Origin of the sequence: Hallella sp., from assembly GCF_037460745.1 — a bacterium.
GTDB lineage: Bacteria > Bacteroidota > Bacteroidia > Bacteroidales > Bacteroidaceae > Prevotella > Prevotella faecis.
In genome coordinates this window covers 1-13725 of the sequence record NZ_JAXVAE010000121.1, presented here as the reverse complement: position 1 = coordinate 13725, position 13725 = coordinate 1, and the positions used below count along the sequence as shown (strand labels likewise).

At 57.6% G+C, this 13725-nt stretch carries 8 protein-coding genes; 3 read left to right on the top strand and 5 right to left on the bottom strand.

Annotation, left to right across the window (positions count from 1 at the left end; translation table 11 throughout):
* Positions 1-170 precede the first annotated feature (170 nt).
* Both WKK33_RS08340 and WKK33_RS08335 read right to left on the bottom strand, forming a co-directional pair.
* Complete coding sequence (locus WKK33_RS08340; RefSeq protein ID WP_337933323.1) at positions 171-1733, bottom strand: Gfo/Idh/MocA family oxidoreductase; 1563 nt, start codon at positions 1731-1733, stop codon at positions 171-173.
* A gap of 43 nt (positions 1734-1776) precedes the next feature.
* Positions 1777-3762, bottom strand: coding sequence for a beta-N-acetylglucosaminidase domain-containing protein (locus tag WKK33_RS08335; protein ID WP_337570229.1), 1986 nt, complete (start codon positions 3760-3762; stop codon positions 1777-1779).
* 472 nt (positions 3763-4234) lie between these two features.
* On the opposite strand from WKK33_RS08335, the gene WKK33_RS08330 reads away from it, so the two are divergent.
* The 3 genes from WKK33_RS08330 (at position 4235) to WKK33_RS08320 (ending at position 9218) form a co-directional block, all read left to right on the top strand.
* Complete coding sequence (locus WKK33_RS08330; protein ID WP_337933321.1) at positions 4235-5539, top strand: ATP-binding protein; 1305 nt, start codon at positions 4235-4237, stop codon at positions 5537-5539.
* A gap of 472 nt (positions 5540-6011) precedes the next feature.
* The gene (locus WKK33_RS08325; RefSeq protein ID WP_337933319.1) at positions 6012-7844 is read left to right on the top strand and encodes an SLC13 family permease; all 1833 of its coding nucleotides are present in this window, start codon (positions 6012-6014) and stop codon (positions 7842-7844) included.
* Positions 7845-8294: 450 nt separating this feature from the next.
* Positions 8295-9218 (top strand): Abi family protein, encoded by a 924-nt coding sequence (locus tag WKK33_RS08320; protein WP_337468831.1) that lies wholly within the window; start codon positions 8295-8297, stop codon positions 9216-9218.
* Positions 9219-9410: 192 nt separating this feature from the next.
* On the opposite strand, the gene WKK33_RS08315 is transcribed toward WKK33_RS08320, so the two are convergent.
* The 3 genes from WKK33_RS08315 to WKK33_RS08305 are packed head-to-tail and all read right to left on the bottom strand — an operon-like array spanning position 9411 to position 13374.
* On the bottom strand, positions 9411-10424 hold the full coding sequence (locus WKK33_RS08315; protein WP_337570875.1) for a PCMD domain-containing protein: 1014 nt from the start codon (positions 10422-10424) through the stop codon (positions 9411-9413).
* A gap of 41 nt (positions 10425-10465) precedes the next feature.
* Positions 10466-12109 (bottom strand): sulfatase-like hydrolase/transferase, encoded by a 1644-nt coding sequence (locus WKK33_RS08310; protein WP_337933317.1) that lies wholly within the window; start codon positions 12107-12109, stop codon positions 10466-10468.
* Positions 12110-12147: 38 nt separating this feature from the next.
* The gene (locus WKK33_RS08305; RefSeq protein ID WP_337570871.1) at positions 12148-13374 is read right to left on the bottom strand and encodes a BamA/TamA family outer membrane protein; all 1227 of its coding nucleotides are present in this window, start codon (positions 13372-13374) and stop codon (positions 12148-12150) included.
* Positions 13375-13725 lie beyond the last annotated feature (351 nt).

The window sequence follows — 13725 nt, the reverse complement described above, 5'->3', positions numbered from 1 at the left end:
AGCCATGCGGCAAAACAAAACATCGGCGGCAGAGTCCTCGAAAGGAGGGCGTCTGCCGCCGATGGCGTTGCAGGGACAAACGGCTTACGTGTGGGCCTTGGGATGTTTACCGTGGGCCTCAGCGCCAATTAGCATGAGCGCCGGAGGCCGTTTGTCGCGTTATGTCGCTATTACTTCTTAGCAACCTTCTTGTTCTTGGCGTTCTTCTTGTCGTACTTCTTCCAAGCCTTCTCAGCGGTAGCCTTGAGCTTCACGGTAAACTCGTGGTTGGCAGCCTCCTGAGCAGCCTCCTCCTCAGGTGAGGCGAAAGCGTGGCGGTAGCCCTTCTGGTCGTTCCAGTGGCCACGTGTGAAATCGGGAACCTCAACGCCAATGCAGTTGTTGTCCATAGAGATAGAACCGAGCTCGGCCAGCGAGCACCACTCAGCGAGGTCGTAAACGTCCATGTCGAGGGGCAGACCGTGCTGGAGGCAGTAGATCAAGCGCGAGTCCATGATGAAGTCCATACCACCATGACCGCCGACCTTCTTGGCCATCTCGGTGTACTTGGTGACGATGGGGCTCTGATACTTAGCGTAGAGCTTCTTCATGTCGGCGTCGTTGAGGAAAGCCTCACCGTTGTAGTAGTTGGTCTTGGTGTCGATGCCCGCCTTCTTAAGGCTCTCGTTGTCGAGTGCGATGCCCTCCACGGGATACTTGTTCGATACACCGTGTGTGCCCACGAGGTGGAACATACGGCTGTAGGGCTGGGGAGTCATCACGTCGTGCACGATCTGGATGACCTTACCCTGCTCCGTGCGAATCATGGTGTTGGTGAGGTCGCCCTGGCGGAAGTTGTCCACCTTATGTCCGAGGCGCTTCTCAGCCTTCTTCACACCGGCGAAGCTCTTGGTGTCCATGGCAGTGAGGAGGGTGAAACGGTCGCCACGGTGAATGTTCATGCACTGAGCCACAGGGCCGAGGCCGTGAGTGGCATAAACATCGCCACGATACTTCATGTTATAGTCGAGACGCCATCCGAGCTTGTCGTTCGCGTCGCGCTTCCAGTAAGCATCCCAGTAAGGATCGAGGTCGTGGCGATAAGCGCCCTGACCGAAGATCACCTCACCGAAGAGACCCTTCTGAGCCAGGTTCAATGAGTTGAGCTCGAAGAAGTCGTAGCAGCAGTTCTCGAGCATCATGCAGTGCACGCGCTTCTGCTCGCTGAGGTTGATGAGCTGCCAGATCTCGTCGAGGTTCATGGCCGACGGCACCTCAATGGCCACGTGCTTGCCATGCTCCATGGCATACTTAGCCACGGGGAAATGGTGCTCCCAGTCTACTGCGATGTAGATGAGGTCTACATCGGGGCGCTCGCAGAGAGCCTTGTAGCCGTCCTCACCGCTATAGAGCGTTGCGGGGGGCAGGCCAGCCTGGCGCAGCTGCTCGTTGGAAGCCTCAGCGCGAGCCTGCTCGTGGTCGCACAGACCCATGATCTGCACACCCTCCTGATAGACCCAACGGCGGATGGCCTCATGGCCACGCATGCCCAGACCCACGAAGCCCACGCGGAGCACCTTGATCTTGGGAGTGGTGAGGTTGAGCGCATCTTTCTGACCAGCGGGGCGCTCGGGCACCTTCGTCACAACGACGCCATTCTTCACCACGTAAGGCCAGTTGAACTGAGCCACTGCTGTTGCGGGCAGCAGCATGACGGCGCAGAGAGCCGCCATGAATGTTTTTTTGATATTCATATTGGTATTATAAATAGGTAATAATAAAATGCTTTTTAACTGGTTATTTCTCGGCCTGCTCGTGGTTGTGCTCACACACCTCAACGCGCTCGGCGGCCACCAGTTGGTCTACGAAGGGGCGGAGCAGCTTGGCGGCGGGCTCAGCCACACGCTTCGAGAGCTTGATGTCGTTGCCCATGCCGTTGAGCACCGAGAACTGATACTTCGGGCTCTTGTCGAGCTGTGCGGCCAGCTGGCGTGCCTGCTGGCGCTGTGCGTCGGTGGCGTCGGGGCTCACGAGCGTCTTCACGATGGCGCACATGTCGCCCACCTTCTCCACGTAGGGTTGCAGCTCATGCCAGAGCAGACGGTCCGACTCGCTCTCCGACTGGCCCATCTCGGCCAGCGTCTTGGCGTCGGCCTGGAGGCTCTCGAGCTCGTCGATGAGGGCCTTCACACCCTTATGGCAGTGGGGTTTGCCCTTCCACTGGCGGATGCAGTCGGCCAGACGGGTGTTAGTGTCGTAGTGGCGTGTGAGGGGCAACAGGCGGAAAGCGGCCTTGGCGCGCTCGCCGAAGATGGCCTTGAGCGATGCCATCCATGAGGCGTCGTTGTCGAAGGCGGCACGGTGCCAAGCGTAGTCGGCAATGCTGTAGAGTGCTATCTTACTGATCTCGCCCTGCTGCATGGGGTTGCTGATGAGCGTGTTGACCCCCTTGAGGTCGGGCACGAGCGTAGCGTGGCGGTCGATGTGTGCCTCATCGTCGAAGTTGCGATAGGTGTCGAGCGGGAAGATCTTGTTCATGTCGTTGTCGTTGCAGGGGTAGTTCCACCACCATGCCACGTCGCGACCGAGCCATGAGCTCACCAGCTTGGGATCCTCCGAGTTGGGCACGGTCCACACGGCACGGCCCGTGATGTAGATACACACCTTCTTCGGCGTGCTGCTGAGCGAGTTGAAGAAGCGCTCGCCCTGCTGGCGGTTGACCCACGAGAAGGCGTAGAGCTGGGGCACGAAGTGGAGGGGCTTCACCGTGTCGGCGGCGAGGGCCTTTCGGCCGTTCCACTCCTTGTCGATCATCTGCTGCAACTGTGTGAGACGGTTGGCGTTGAGGGCCAGCACGGCTGAGTCGGAAGGCACGCCTACATCATCCACGAACACACCAAACTGGCGCACGCCGAGCTTGTGCATGAGGCGCAGCTTGCCCATGATGCGGTCGAGCACATCCTCCTGGTTCTTGTCGGTGAACGCCTGTCCCGGGTGAATGGCCCAGATGAAGTTTACCTTGGTGCGGTGTGCCACGTCGGTAAGCTGGCGCATCATGCCCTCGGTGAGCATGCCCACCTCCTGCTGCTCCGGAGTGATGGTCTCGGGATAAGGCTTGTCCCAGTATTGTGAGTGGTAGGGGTCGCTCTTGGCGCCATACATGTATGTGTTCATCTTGTAGCGTGCCATGAAGCGGAAGAGGTCTGCCGTCACCTCTTTAGAATAGGGCACACCATAGTAGCCCTCGATGACGCCACGATACTGCGTGTCGGCAAAGTCGTAGATGTCAACGCAGCTGAGCTGTCCGCCCTGTGCCTGGTCGAGCATCTGCTCGAGCGACGCCAGTCCGCAGAACACGGCGTCGGTCGACTCGCCGAGGATCAGCACCTCAGCGGCGTTGCCCTCCTGGCGCACGGTGAGCGCGTGGCGGTCATACTTAGGCTGCTTAAACACGTCGCGCTTCAGGCCCAGGCGCTGCGCCTCGCGGTCGGCGAGGTCCTTGCTGCCGTTCACGCCGAGGTAGAGCACGTTGGCGCCCTTCTTGGCCTTACGTGTCACCACAGGCGTCAGTCCGTGCTCGGTGAGCACCTCCTTGGCGCGGTCGATGGTGTAGCCGTCGATGCCCGCGCCTGCAACCACGTTCACCTGTCCGGCAAACGTAGCCACGCCCTGCAGACGTTCTTGCTGCTGCGGCACGGGACGGATGTCATAAACATTGTCTGCCACAGCCACAGCCGACAACAGACAGAAAACGATTCCCAGAATTGTTTTGCGGAATGTCATGTTATTTAGGTTAGATTGAAAATGTTCAGTTACGAGGTAGCCGATGGGTTGGCGACTTTGACGCTATTGGCCATGTTGCGCGCCGCCAAAACCTGATGCAAAGTTACGAATTGTTTGCCGAACGGAATAGGGTTCTCGCTGTTTTTTTCAAAGAATTAAGAATTAAGCCCAAACAGGTCATTAAATTTCAATTCTTGTTAGTGTTTGTTCCGAGCAGGTTGCAGCGGGTGCGCCCAAAGCCATGGCGGGCTATGGCGAAACGCGAAGGGAAGCAAAAGTGTGGGCCATGCAATCACCCCAAACGTAAAACATCACATATTCCCAAAAAGAAAATGGGGCTTTTGCTTGCCCATTCGTTAGGAAAAGTGTACCTTTGGCATGTTATTCGTCAGAAAAGGTGTGTCAAGTAGGCGATTATTCGTCAGGAAAAGTGTGAACTTTGGGCGATTATTCGTCAGGAAAAGTGTGAGCCATGGATAGAAGCATCTACAATCAACTGTTAGCTTGGAAGAATCGCGAAGGGCGTAAGCCGCTGATCCTCAACGGTGCGCGACAGGTAGGAAAGACCTATGTTCTTCAGCAATTTGGTAAAAACGAATATCAGAAGCTGGCCTTCTTCAGTCTCGACCGCAACGCCAAGGCCGTCGAGGTGTTTGAGAAAGGCGGCAGCACCGCTGATATGCTGATGGCGCTCTCGGCCATTAGCCAGACCGACATCACCCCCAACGACACCCTCGTGGTGCTCGACGAGATTCAGGATTGCCCGAAGGCACTCGAAGCCCTGAAGTTTTTTTGTGAGGATGCGCCCCACATCCACATCATCGTGGCGGGCTCGCTGCTGGGGTTGTCACTCCACAGCGGCGTGTCGTATCCGGTGGGCAAGGTGGAGGAACTGCGCCTCTACCCGATGAATTTCATCGAGTTTCTGCAGGCCATGGACAAACCACAGTTGGTTGGTCTCCTCGAAAAGGGCAACTGGAACGTCATCCGCCTGCTCGAAACCGAACTGATCGGTTTGTTGCGACAATATTATTATGTGGGCGGAATGCCCGCCGCCGTGCTCGCCCATGTGCAACAAAAGGGCTTGCAAGAGGTGCGCACCATCCAAAAGCAGATCATCCAAGACTATCGGCGCGACTTCTCCAAGCACGCCCCTGAGCGCGAGGTGCCTCGCATCAACATGGTGTGGGACAGCATACCCGCCCAACTGGCCAAGGAGAACAAGAAGTTTGTTTATGGGGCGGTGAAGAAAAGTGGCAGGGCGGCCGAGTTTGAGCTGGCCATCCAGTGGCTCATCGACGCAGGTCTGGCCTATAAGGTGCAGCGCGTCAACACCCCTCGCCTACCGTTCAAGTTTTATGAGGAACACAACGCCTTCAAACTCTTCATGCTCGATGTGGGTCTGATGGGCGCCATGGCCGACACGTCGGCCGAGGCGATGCTTGTGGGCGACGGTGTGTTCGCAGAATACAAGGGCGCCTTCACGGAGCTCTATGTGTTTACCCAACTGAAGAGCATGGGCCGATCGCTCTATTATCATGCGGTAGACAACTCCACGATCGAGATCGACTTCCTCACACAGTGGCGCAACCGCGTGGTGCCCATCGAGGTAAAGGCTGAGGTGAACGTCAAGTCAAAATCGCTACGGACGTTCATCGGCAACCATCCGGAGCTGAAGGGGCTCCGCTACTCCATGCTGCCCTACGAAGCCCACGACTGGATGGTCAACGTGCCGCTCTACGCCTGTCTGGCGCCCTTAGAAACGATTGACCTATAGGCAGACGAGCCAAGGGGGGGGGCACGGAAATATTGCGACAAAAAGGTGAAATCTATAGCAGAATCTACATTGTTTTATTTCACCGACTCCCTACTCGCGTCCAAATACGCGATTCTCAGCGCATTTTCGCAATCGCTTCTCATTCAACCACTTACAAACAGGAAGGCGCTTTCCACGCTCCACCGTTCAAATGCCACGCCACGAAACATGCCTTTTCGCCTCCCGATACCTTAGCTATCGAGCCCCCGAAGGTAAGCTATCGGGCCTCGAAAAGCCATGTATCGAGGGTCGAAAGATGACCTATCGCAAAGCCAACTTTGCAGGCGGGGCGCTTGGCAGGTGTGAAAGGCCACGTTTAACAACTTTTAGGGAGCCAGCGACCGCTTTTCGTGCGTCGCGCCAAACGCCATTTGCGATTTTATTTGTAAATTTGTGGATTATCATCTTATTTCACAAATTCACCTAATAATCTATGATTGCAACCCTCATCATCCTCGCCCTCTCGGCAGTGTTCTTCGCCATGGGCAAAGTCCGCTCCGACCTCGTCGCCTTGTGCGCCCTCGTCGCCCTTCTGCTCACTGGAACGCTCACCCCGCAGGAAGCCATATCGGGTTTCTCCAACCAGGTGGTCATCATGATGGTGGGACTGTTTGTGGTGGGTGGCGCCATCGTGCAGACGGGCCTGGCCAAGAAGGCGTCGGGTAAGCTCATGATGCTGGCCGGCGACAACGAGATTGGCCTCTTCCTGCTGCTCATGGTGGTAACGGCGGTTATCGGCGCCTTCGTGAGCAACACGGGCACGGTGGCCCTGATGATGCCCATCGTGGTGAGCCTGGCGCAGAAAGCCAAGATCCGCGCCAGCCGACTGCTCATGCCCCTGGCCTTCGCCAGCAGCATGGGAGGCATGCTCACGCTCATCGGTACGCCGCCCAACCTTGTCATCCAGGAGGCGCTCACCGAGAGCGGGCACCAACCGTTGGGCTTCTTCAGCTTCCTGCCCGTAGGCCTGGTGTGCATCGTGGTGGGCATTGTAGTGCTGCTGCCGCTCAGCAAGCGGTTTCTCAACGGCCGACAGCGGGGCGACGACGACGGCAAGGCGCGACGCCGAAAGACGCTCGACGACCTGCTGGAGGAGTATAGCCTGAAAGACGACCTCTCGGTGTTTACCGTGACCGACGCCTCGCTGGTGAAGGACAAGAGCATCGTGGAGCTCGACGTGCAGCGCCGCTACGGCCTGTCGGTGCTCGAGGTGCGCCGCGTGAAGAAAACCCACGCCAAACTGATGAAGGAGGTGGAGCAGCGGCTCGCCGGACCCGACACGCGCCTCATGGTGGGCGACATTGTGTATGTGAGCGGAAACAAGCAGCAGGCGGAGCAAATGGCCGCCGACATGCAGCTCGACAAGACGAGCCAGCCCTTGGCGTTCTACGATATTGGCATTGCCGAGGCGGTGCTCATGCACAACTCGCGCCTCTGCGGCAAGACGCTGCGCGATGGCGGATTGCGCCGACTCTACAGCGTGAACGTGCTGGGCGTGCGCCGCGGCGACGACTACATCACACGCAACCTGGCCGACCTGAAACTGCGGCAGGGCGACATCCTGCTCATCCAGGGCAAATGGAAAAACATTTCGCGCATAGCCAACCTCGCCGAGGGCATCCTCATCATGGGACAACCGCTGGAGGAGGCCGCCCGCGTAACGCTCGACTACAAGGCACCGCTGGCCGCAGCCATCATGGTGGCCATGATTCTCACGATGGTGTTCGACTTCATCCCTGTGGCGCCCGTCACGGCGGTCATCACCGCCGGGCTGCTCATGGTGCTCACGGGCTGCATACGCTCGGTGGAGGCCGCCTACAAAACCATCAACTGGGAGAGCATCGTGCTCATAGCCGCCATGCTGCCCATGTCGGTGGCGCTCGAGAAGACGGGCGCCTCGGCCCTCGTGGCCCGCATGTTGGCCGACGGCCTGGGACAGGCCAGCCCCTACGCGTTGCTGGCGGGTGTTTACTTCACCACGTCGCTCCTCACGATGTTTATCAGCAATACCGCCACGGCGGTGCTCATGTCGCCCATCGCCCTCACGTCGGCCATGGCCATCGGTGTGAGTCCCTACCCCATGCTCTTCGCCGTGACGCTGGGCGCCAGCATGTGCTTCGCCTCGCCGTTCTCCACACCGCCCAACGCGCTGGTGATGCAAGCCGGCGGCTACACCTTTATGGATTACATCAAGGTGGGCCTGCCCCTGCAGATCATCATGGGCCTGGTAATGGTGTTTGTGCTACCCCTGCTCTTCCCGTTCTAAGGGCGGCGGCTCACATCGCGCCCACTATACTTAATTGTTATTAGGCGCAGAGCTGATGTACCGCATCTTCTAATGGAGACTGTGAGAAGTGCCCTTGTAATGTAGATGCAGTAACCAGTCCACGCAGTACGCGCGAACCGTTATCACTGTCCTTTCATTACAATAGAAGTTTCTCACATTTCCATTAGCAAGTCGAGCATAACGCTTCGTTTTTTATCCTATATGTCTTGTGCCTCTTTCGAGAATACGGTGCTAAACATGAAAAAGTTGGCATATTCGGTGTCCTTATAGCAAATTCTTGATGGAAATCTTGCATAATTTAGGAAAAAGCATTAAATTCGCACCCGAAATGAAGAGAGATTTTCGGATAAGTCAATCCGAATCAAACGATAACAGAACCCGTCGGCATCCCGTAGATCTGCCGGCGGGTCACTTTTTTTATAGACAGCAATGAGCAATCAGAAGCCACGTACGATAGAGGAACAAATCAGACTACTCCGTTCAAGAGGAATGCAGTTCAGCAACGAGGAGTATGCGAAGGAATGTCTTGCGCATATCAGCTACTTCCGTCTCAAATACTATTGGACGGATATGATTGATGAAGAAACGGAGCATGACTTTCATGAGGGTGCATCTTTTGAGGATGTGATAGCACGATATAACTTTGACCGCAGTCTCCGTCTGATTCTCTTTGATGCCGTTGAGATTATAGAGGTGGCACTGAGGGCGAAGATTATCAACCATCTGTCACAAGCAAAAGATAGTGGGCTTTGGTATCTGGATGATTCACTCTTTGAAAAGATGGAATATTATGAGAACTTTGTGCTTGACCTCAAATATGAGTTTGGGCGTAGTACGGAGCCCTTCGCCAAAGAATACATAGCCAAGCACACCCATTGGGATAGAGAGTCGATGGAGGGTGACAATCCTGATGCCTGGATGATTCTTGAAGTCGCTACGTTCGGCACACTCTCAAAGATGTACAAGAACCTAAAGAGCCAGTTACCTCAACGTGCAACCATTGCCAATGAGTTTGGTCTATATTCTGCTAAGGAACTTTCCAGTTGGTTAGAGGCAATATCCGTACTCCGAAACATCATAGCCCATCATTCGCGTCTTTGGAACAGAAGTCTCGCTAAGCAACCAATGAATATAAAGGGACACCGTGACAAGTGGTTGAACTCCCCATTTACAGACAATCAGAAAAAGAAACCCTACGGAGTTATCACGGCTATGCTCTATCTCTGCAATGCCGTATATCCAGATAACCAAATCAAGGCTAAGATCCTTTCCCTGCTGGATAATCATAAGGATATACCCTACGGTAAGTTAGGCTTTACAGGCAACTGGCGAAACGAACCGATTTGGAAGTAAAGGAGGCTGGTGACTCGGCGTCGGGAGTTCATTGACCAGCAAATCAAAGCAGAATGCAGAATTGAGAATGGTCTCTTATTCGTAACCCGATTTTTATCCTATTTTACGAAATAAAGCCCATCAATCCCTTGTGCCAAAGAGGCATAGCGGGCTTGATGGGCTTTATGGGCAGAGCCTATTGGGGGCGGCGTCCTAATAGGCCATTCTCACATTATCTATCCACAGCGTGTTGCCCACCGATCCGATGTAGGCGCCGCCGTGGCTCGAGTCGAACTGCAAGATGAGGTGCGTGGGGGTGTCGTCGGCGTGGGCCCATCCCACCTCCTTCACCGGAACCATCTTGCCCTTGGAGTTCTTGGCCCACTTGGTGCCGTCGCCGCTGAGCAGTGCCATGTAGGGCTTGTAGAACGGTTGGTGGCTGATGTCGCCATAGTGGATGGGGAACGAGGCGTTCTCCACCCATCCGTTGGTGGTCTTGGCAAAGCGCACCACCATGGTGCCCACACGCTTGGCGTAGAGGTTGCCCTTGGCGTCCTCCCACCGTTTCTGCAAGAGGCAGATGCAGTCGCACATGTCGATGCCGGCCACCGTCTTCACCTTGCTGAAGCCGGTCTCCTTGATGCGGTTGGGGTGGCCCGAGAGCTTCACCTTATAGTCGAACACCAGCGCCTTGGGCCTGCCTGTGAAGTGCATGCCCACATTGAGCTTGGCCATGGGGTTGGAGGTGGAGGTGATGGGCTCGAGCATCTGTCCGAGATAGATGCTTCCGGCGGCCAGCACCTTGATGTTGACGATGCCCAGCACCTTGCACGTCTCGATATGGGTTACGAGCTTGGCGCAATAGCCGTGGCCCGGGTGGGTGTCGCGATAGACCGACTGGTTGGTCTTGGTGATGCCCGACACGCGCGCCATGACGTTCGACGTGCCCCAGGGCGACCCGCCCCAGTTCACATAGGGCGCGTTTTGTTTCCACGTCTTCGTGGGCGCTATCTCATGGAGCGTCTTCAGCTGTCCGCCGATGATGGCGCTCTCCTTCACCTGGCGGGTCACCCATTGGTTCATGTCGCCATACTTGATGAGTAGGGTCTTCGAATGTTGCGTCTCGTCGGGCGCCACTTGGCAGACGCCCTTGTCGCAGCGACTGCTGGCCTCAGCCAACACGGCCATGCCCATCATGAGGGTGGCCAAGAGAATTGTTTTCCTCATATTCTGTTTTCCTTTAGCTTTCATAAAAAATCCGATATCGGTCATTCCTTCGCCCGCATCTTCTCCATGTCGATGGGCTGTAGGCAGGCGTCGTAGGTTCGCGGATGGTTGTGGTCGTCCACGAAGAGCCGGGGATGGTTGGCGTAGGCCCGGCTGGCCAGCGAGAGCGCGTCGTTGCGGTAGCGGGTGGCCACACCGCCCAGGGTGAGCAGGGTGTGGAACACGCTGTTGCTCTCGGCCGCCCGATGGCGATTGGCCTCAAGGGTCGCCACGAGGTCGGCGTGGCGCTGGCGGTAGGCGTCGGAGGTCCACACCACGAGCGGCACATGGAGCTGCCAGTAGGACGGGAACGGCGAGGCGTGGAGGAAGAGGTGGCGGCGGTCGTCGAAGATGTCCTCGCCATGGTCGGACGTGTAGATCATGGCCGCGCTGCCCCCTTGGCCATCGAGCGCCGCCATCACCTGGCTGAGCAAGAGGTCGGTGTGGCGAATGGTGTTGTCGTAGGCGTTGACGAGCTGCGGGCGGTAGGCGCGCTTCGCCCCTTCGTAATGGTCGGGCGCAAAGGCGCGGGCGGCCTGCGGGTAACGGTCAACGTAGCTGAAATGGGAGCCGTAGGTGTGGACCACCACAAACAGGCGCTCGCCACGGTGGGCTGCCAGGCGCTCCTGCAGGGGCGCCAGCAGGGCGGTGTCGTCGATGGGGTCGGGGTGGCGGTCGCGCAGGAAGAGGCAGTCGTCGGCCTGCTCACCGAGGTAGTCGATGAACGAGTGGTTGCGCTGTTGGTTGGAGAGGAACACGGTGTGGTAGCCGGCCTCGCGAAACGCCTGCATGATGCCCTTCGTGCGGTAGAGTATGTCGTAGTTGTCGGCCTCGGCCAGCGAGAGCAGGATGGGCACACTCTTGTGGGTGGTGTTGCTCTGACTCATGTAGTTGGTAAACACGGTGAGGCCCTTCGCCTTCGAGAGCTGTGGGTTGGTGGGGCGGCGGTAGCCGTAGAGCTGCCAGTTGTCGGCCCGGCTGGTCTCGCCAATGACGAGCACCACCGTCTCGGGCTCGCGGTCGGCGAAGGTGCAATGGGCGTCGTAGCGGAAGGCGCTCGACGCCTGCTTGTAGTTGGCGGAGGCTTGCTGTCGGCCAAGGGCCAGCACGAAGTTCCACACGGCATTGAGCGGAAACAGGTCGGCCATGGGCGCATAAGGGGTGAAGAGCGCGAGGGATGCGGTAACCATGGCCATGGCAGCAGTGGCCACAAGGGCCGGACGGCGTTGGCGGTGCAGGAACGTGGCGTCGACCCACCTTCGGCGTCGCCACAGCACGGCGGCCAGCGTGAGGGTGGGAATGTAGATCACCACCACCCACACGATGGCGGGCAACAGCTGCGACAGCAGTTCGCCCACCTCGCCCGAGTTGGTGGTGACGAGGTTGAGCCACATGTCGACGGCGATGGGGCCGCGCCCATAAAGATAGGTGAGCACCATCTGGAAGGCGCCCAGGAACAACAGGGGGAACAGCAGGATGACCGTTCGCCCCACCTTGCGCGAGAGGGTCAGCACGAGCCAGTAGGCGGCCAGCGGCGCCACAACGCCCACCAAGCGCCCGACCCACGACAGCGACTCGGTGAAGGCCAGCACGAGGTTGGGCAGGATGAGCACCAGGAGGAAGAACAAATAAGTTGCCTTTTTCATGACGAATGGGTTTGACGGGGAACGGTGGGCCAACGGCCTTAGAACGCCTCATTGATATTGAAGATGAAGCCCGTGCCGTTGCGGCTGAAGCCGTAGTCGAGGCGCACGTTCACACCTTTCTTAAACTGCCAGCGATAGCCTATGCCGGCGTTGGGCAGGATGCGACGGAAGCGCAGGCTGCCATAATCGGGGAACACCTCGGCAGCGCCCAGCCACACCACCAGGCCGTTGCGGTGCCAGATGTGTTGGCGCAGCTCCACCTGGGCGTCGACAACGTTCTTGTCGCGGTAGCGCCCCTCGTAGTAGCCGCGCATGCGGTTGCTGGATCCCACATCGGAGAGCATGGGCCACGGCACGCTGCCCACCGACTGCCGCGTGTGGAGCTCGCCGGCAAGGATGGCGCCACGCCAGGCGCGGCGGTAGGTGGCCACTTGCAGTTCGCCCGACCAGTAGGTGTTGTTGTTGCCCAGGAACGTGGGGTTGGCGGTGAGGTCGGCCTGCACAAACCAGCCCCGGGAGGCGTTGAGCATGAAGTCGCGCGTGTCGAACGTATAGCTCACGCCCACCGACACATCGCTCACCGTGAGCGGGCGGCCGGCCAACAGCGCGGGCGCATGGTCCTTGAGCTTGTAGGCGTGCACATATTGGTAACGGGCTATCGGTCCGAGGTAGCTGTAGCGGTTGAGCGGCAGCAGGAATCGCGCCATCACCTCAAACTTGGTGCGACTGTATTTGCTCTTGTTGTCGTCGTTGTCGCTCTCGGGATAGCTGAAGCCCCAGAGGTACGACGGGAAGGTGTAGACATACAGGCGGTAGTCGAGCCGATAGTGCTTGCGCGGCAGAAACGTGTTGCCGCGAAGGCCGATCATGAGGAACCCCTTGGTGGTGACATCGCTGTAGAGCGAGGCGTTGGAGAGCTCGAGCGTGCTGTCGGAACGGTCGGTGGAATAGAGGGCCGACGCCACCAGGCCCAGGCCCACACCGGTGTCGGAGGCGTAATGGGGACCGCCAATGATGCCAAAATCGATCTTCTTGTTGGGTTTGGGCTTGTCCGACTCGGCAAAATATTGCAACACACGGGCCACCAAGCCGCGCTTGGGCTTCAGCGCCAAGGTGTCGAAGGGGACCGGAGCGACCGATGGCGGGGCGGCCGATGGGGTGGAGACGGATGGCCCGGCCTCCTGCCCGTGGCGCGCAAGCGGTTGCTGCGCCCACAACGGTGTATGGGCGGCCAACAGTAAGCCTATGATTATCAACGCTTTCATACGAATCGGTTATATGCGTCAAACGGTAGCGATGGGTTGTTGCTTAGGTGGATTGATCGGCCTCATGACCAAATGGCGCATCGAGAATACAATAGCAATAGAAAACTCGGGCAAAGATAATAGTTTTTTGCGTAATACCATTGCAATATGTGGAAAATCGCTCCAAGAGGTCATTTATTTGTCGCACAAACCACGGATTATTGCAGTCTTTTTACTAAATTTGCGGAAAGTATGGCCTTGGCCGCCCACAACCGTGGCGCAAGCGCCCCACCCTGGCGATTCACCCATAACAAAATCTTACTAGTGATGCGATATTAATCGCTTAACTATAGTTATATATTTGATATTTAA

Coding starts and splice junctions, on each gene's coding strand:
- WKK33_RS08310 (WP_337933317.1), bottom strand. CDS start 12,109: ATGAAAAAGGCAACTTATTTGTTCTTCCTCCTGGTGCTCATCCTGCCC.
- WKK33_RS08325 (WP_337933319.1), top strand. CDS start 6,012: ATGATTGCAACCCTCATCATCCTCGCCCTCTCGGCAGTGTTCTTCGCC.
- WKK33_RS08315 (WP_337570875.1), bottom strand. CDS start 10,424: ATGAGGAAAACAATTCTCTTGGCCACCCTCATGATGGGCATGGCCGTG.
- WKK33_RS08335 (WP_337570229.1), bottom strand. CDS start 3,762: ATGACATTCCGCAAAACAATTCTGGGAATCGTTTTCTGTCTGTTGTCG.
- WKK33_RS08320 (WP_337468831.1), top strand. CDS start 8,295: ATGAGCAATCAGAAGCCACGTACGATAGAGGAACAAATCAGACTACTC.
- WKK33_RS08305 (WP_337570871.1), bottom strand. CDS start 13,374: ATGAAAGCGTTGATAATCATAGGCTTACTGTTGGCCGCCCATACACCG.
- WKK33_RS08330 (WP_337933321.1), top strand. CDS start 4,235: ATGGATAGAAGCATCTACAATCAACTGTTAGCTTGGAAGAATCGCGAA.
- WKK33_RS08340 (WP_337933323.1), bottom strand. CDS start 1,733: ATGAATATCAAAAAAACATTCATGGCGGCTCTCTGCGCCGTCATGCTG.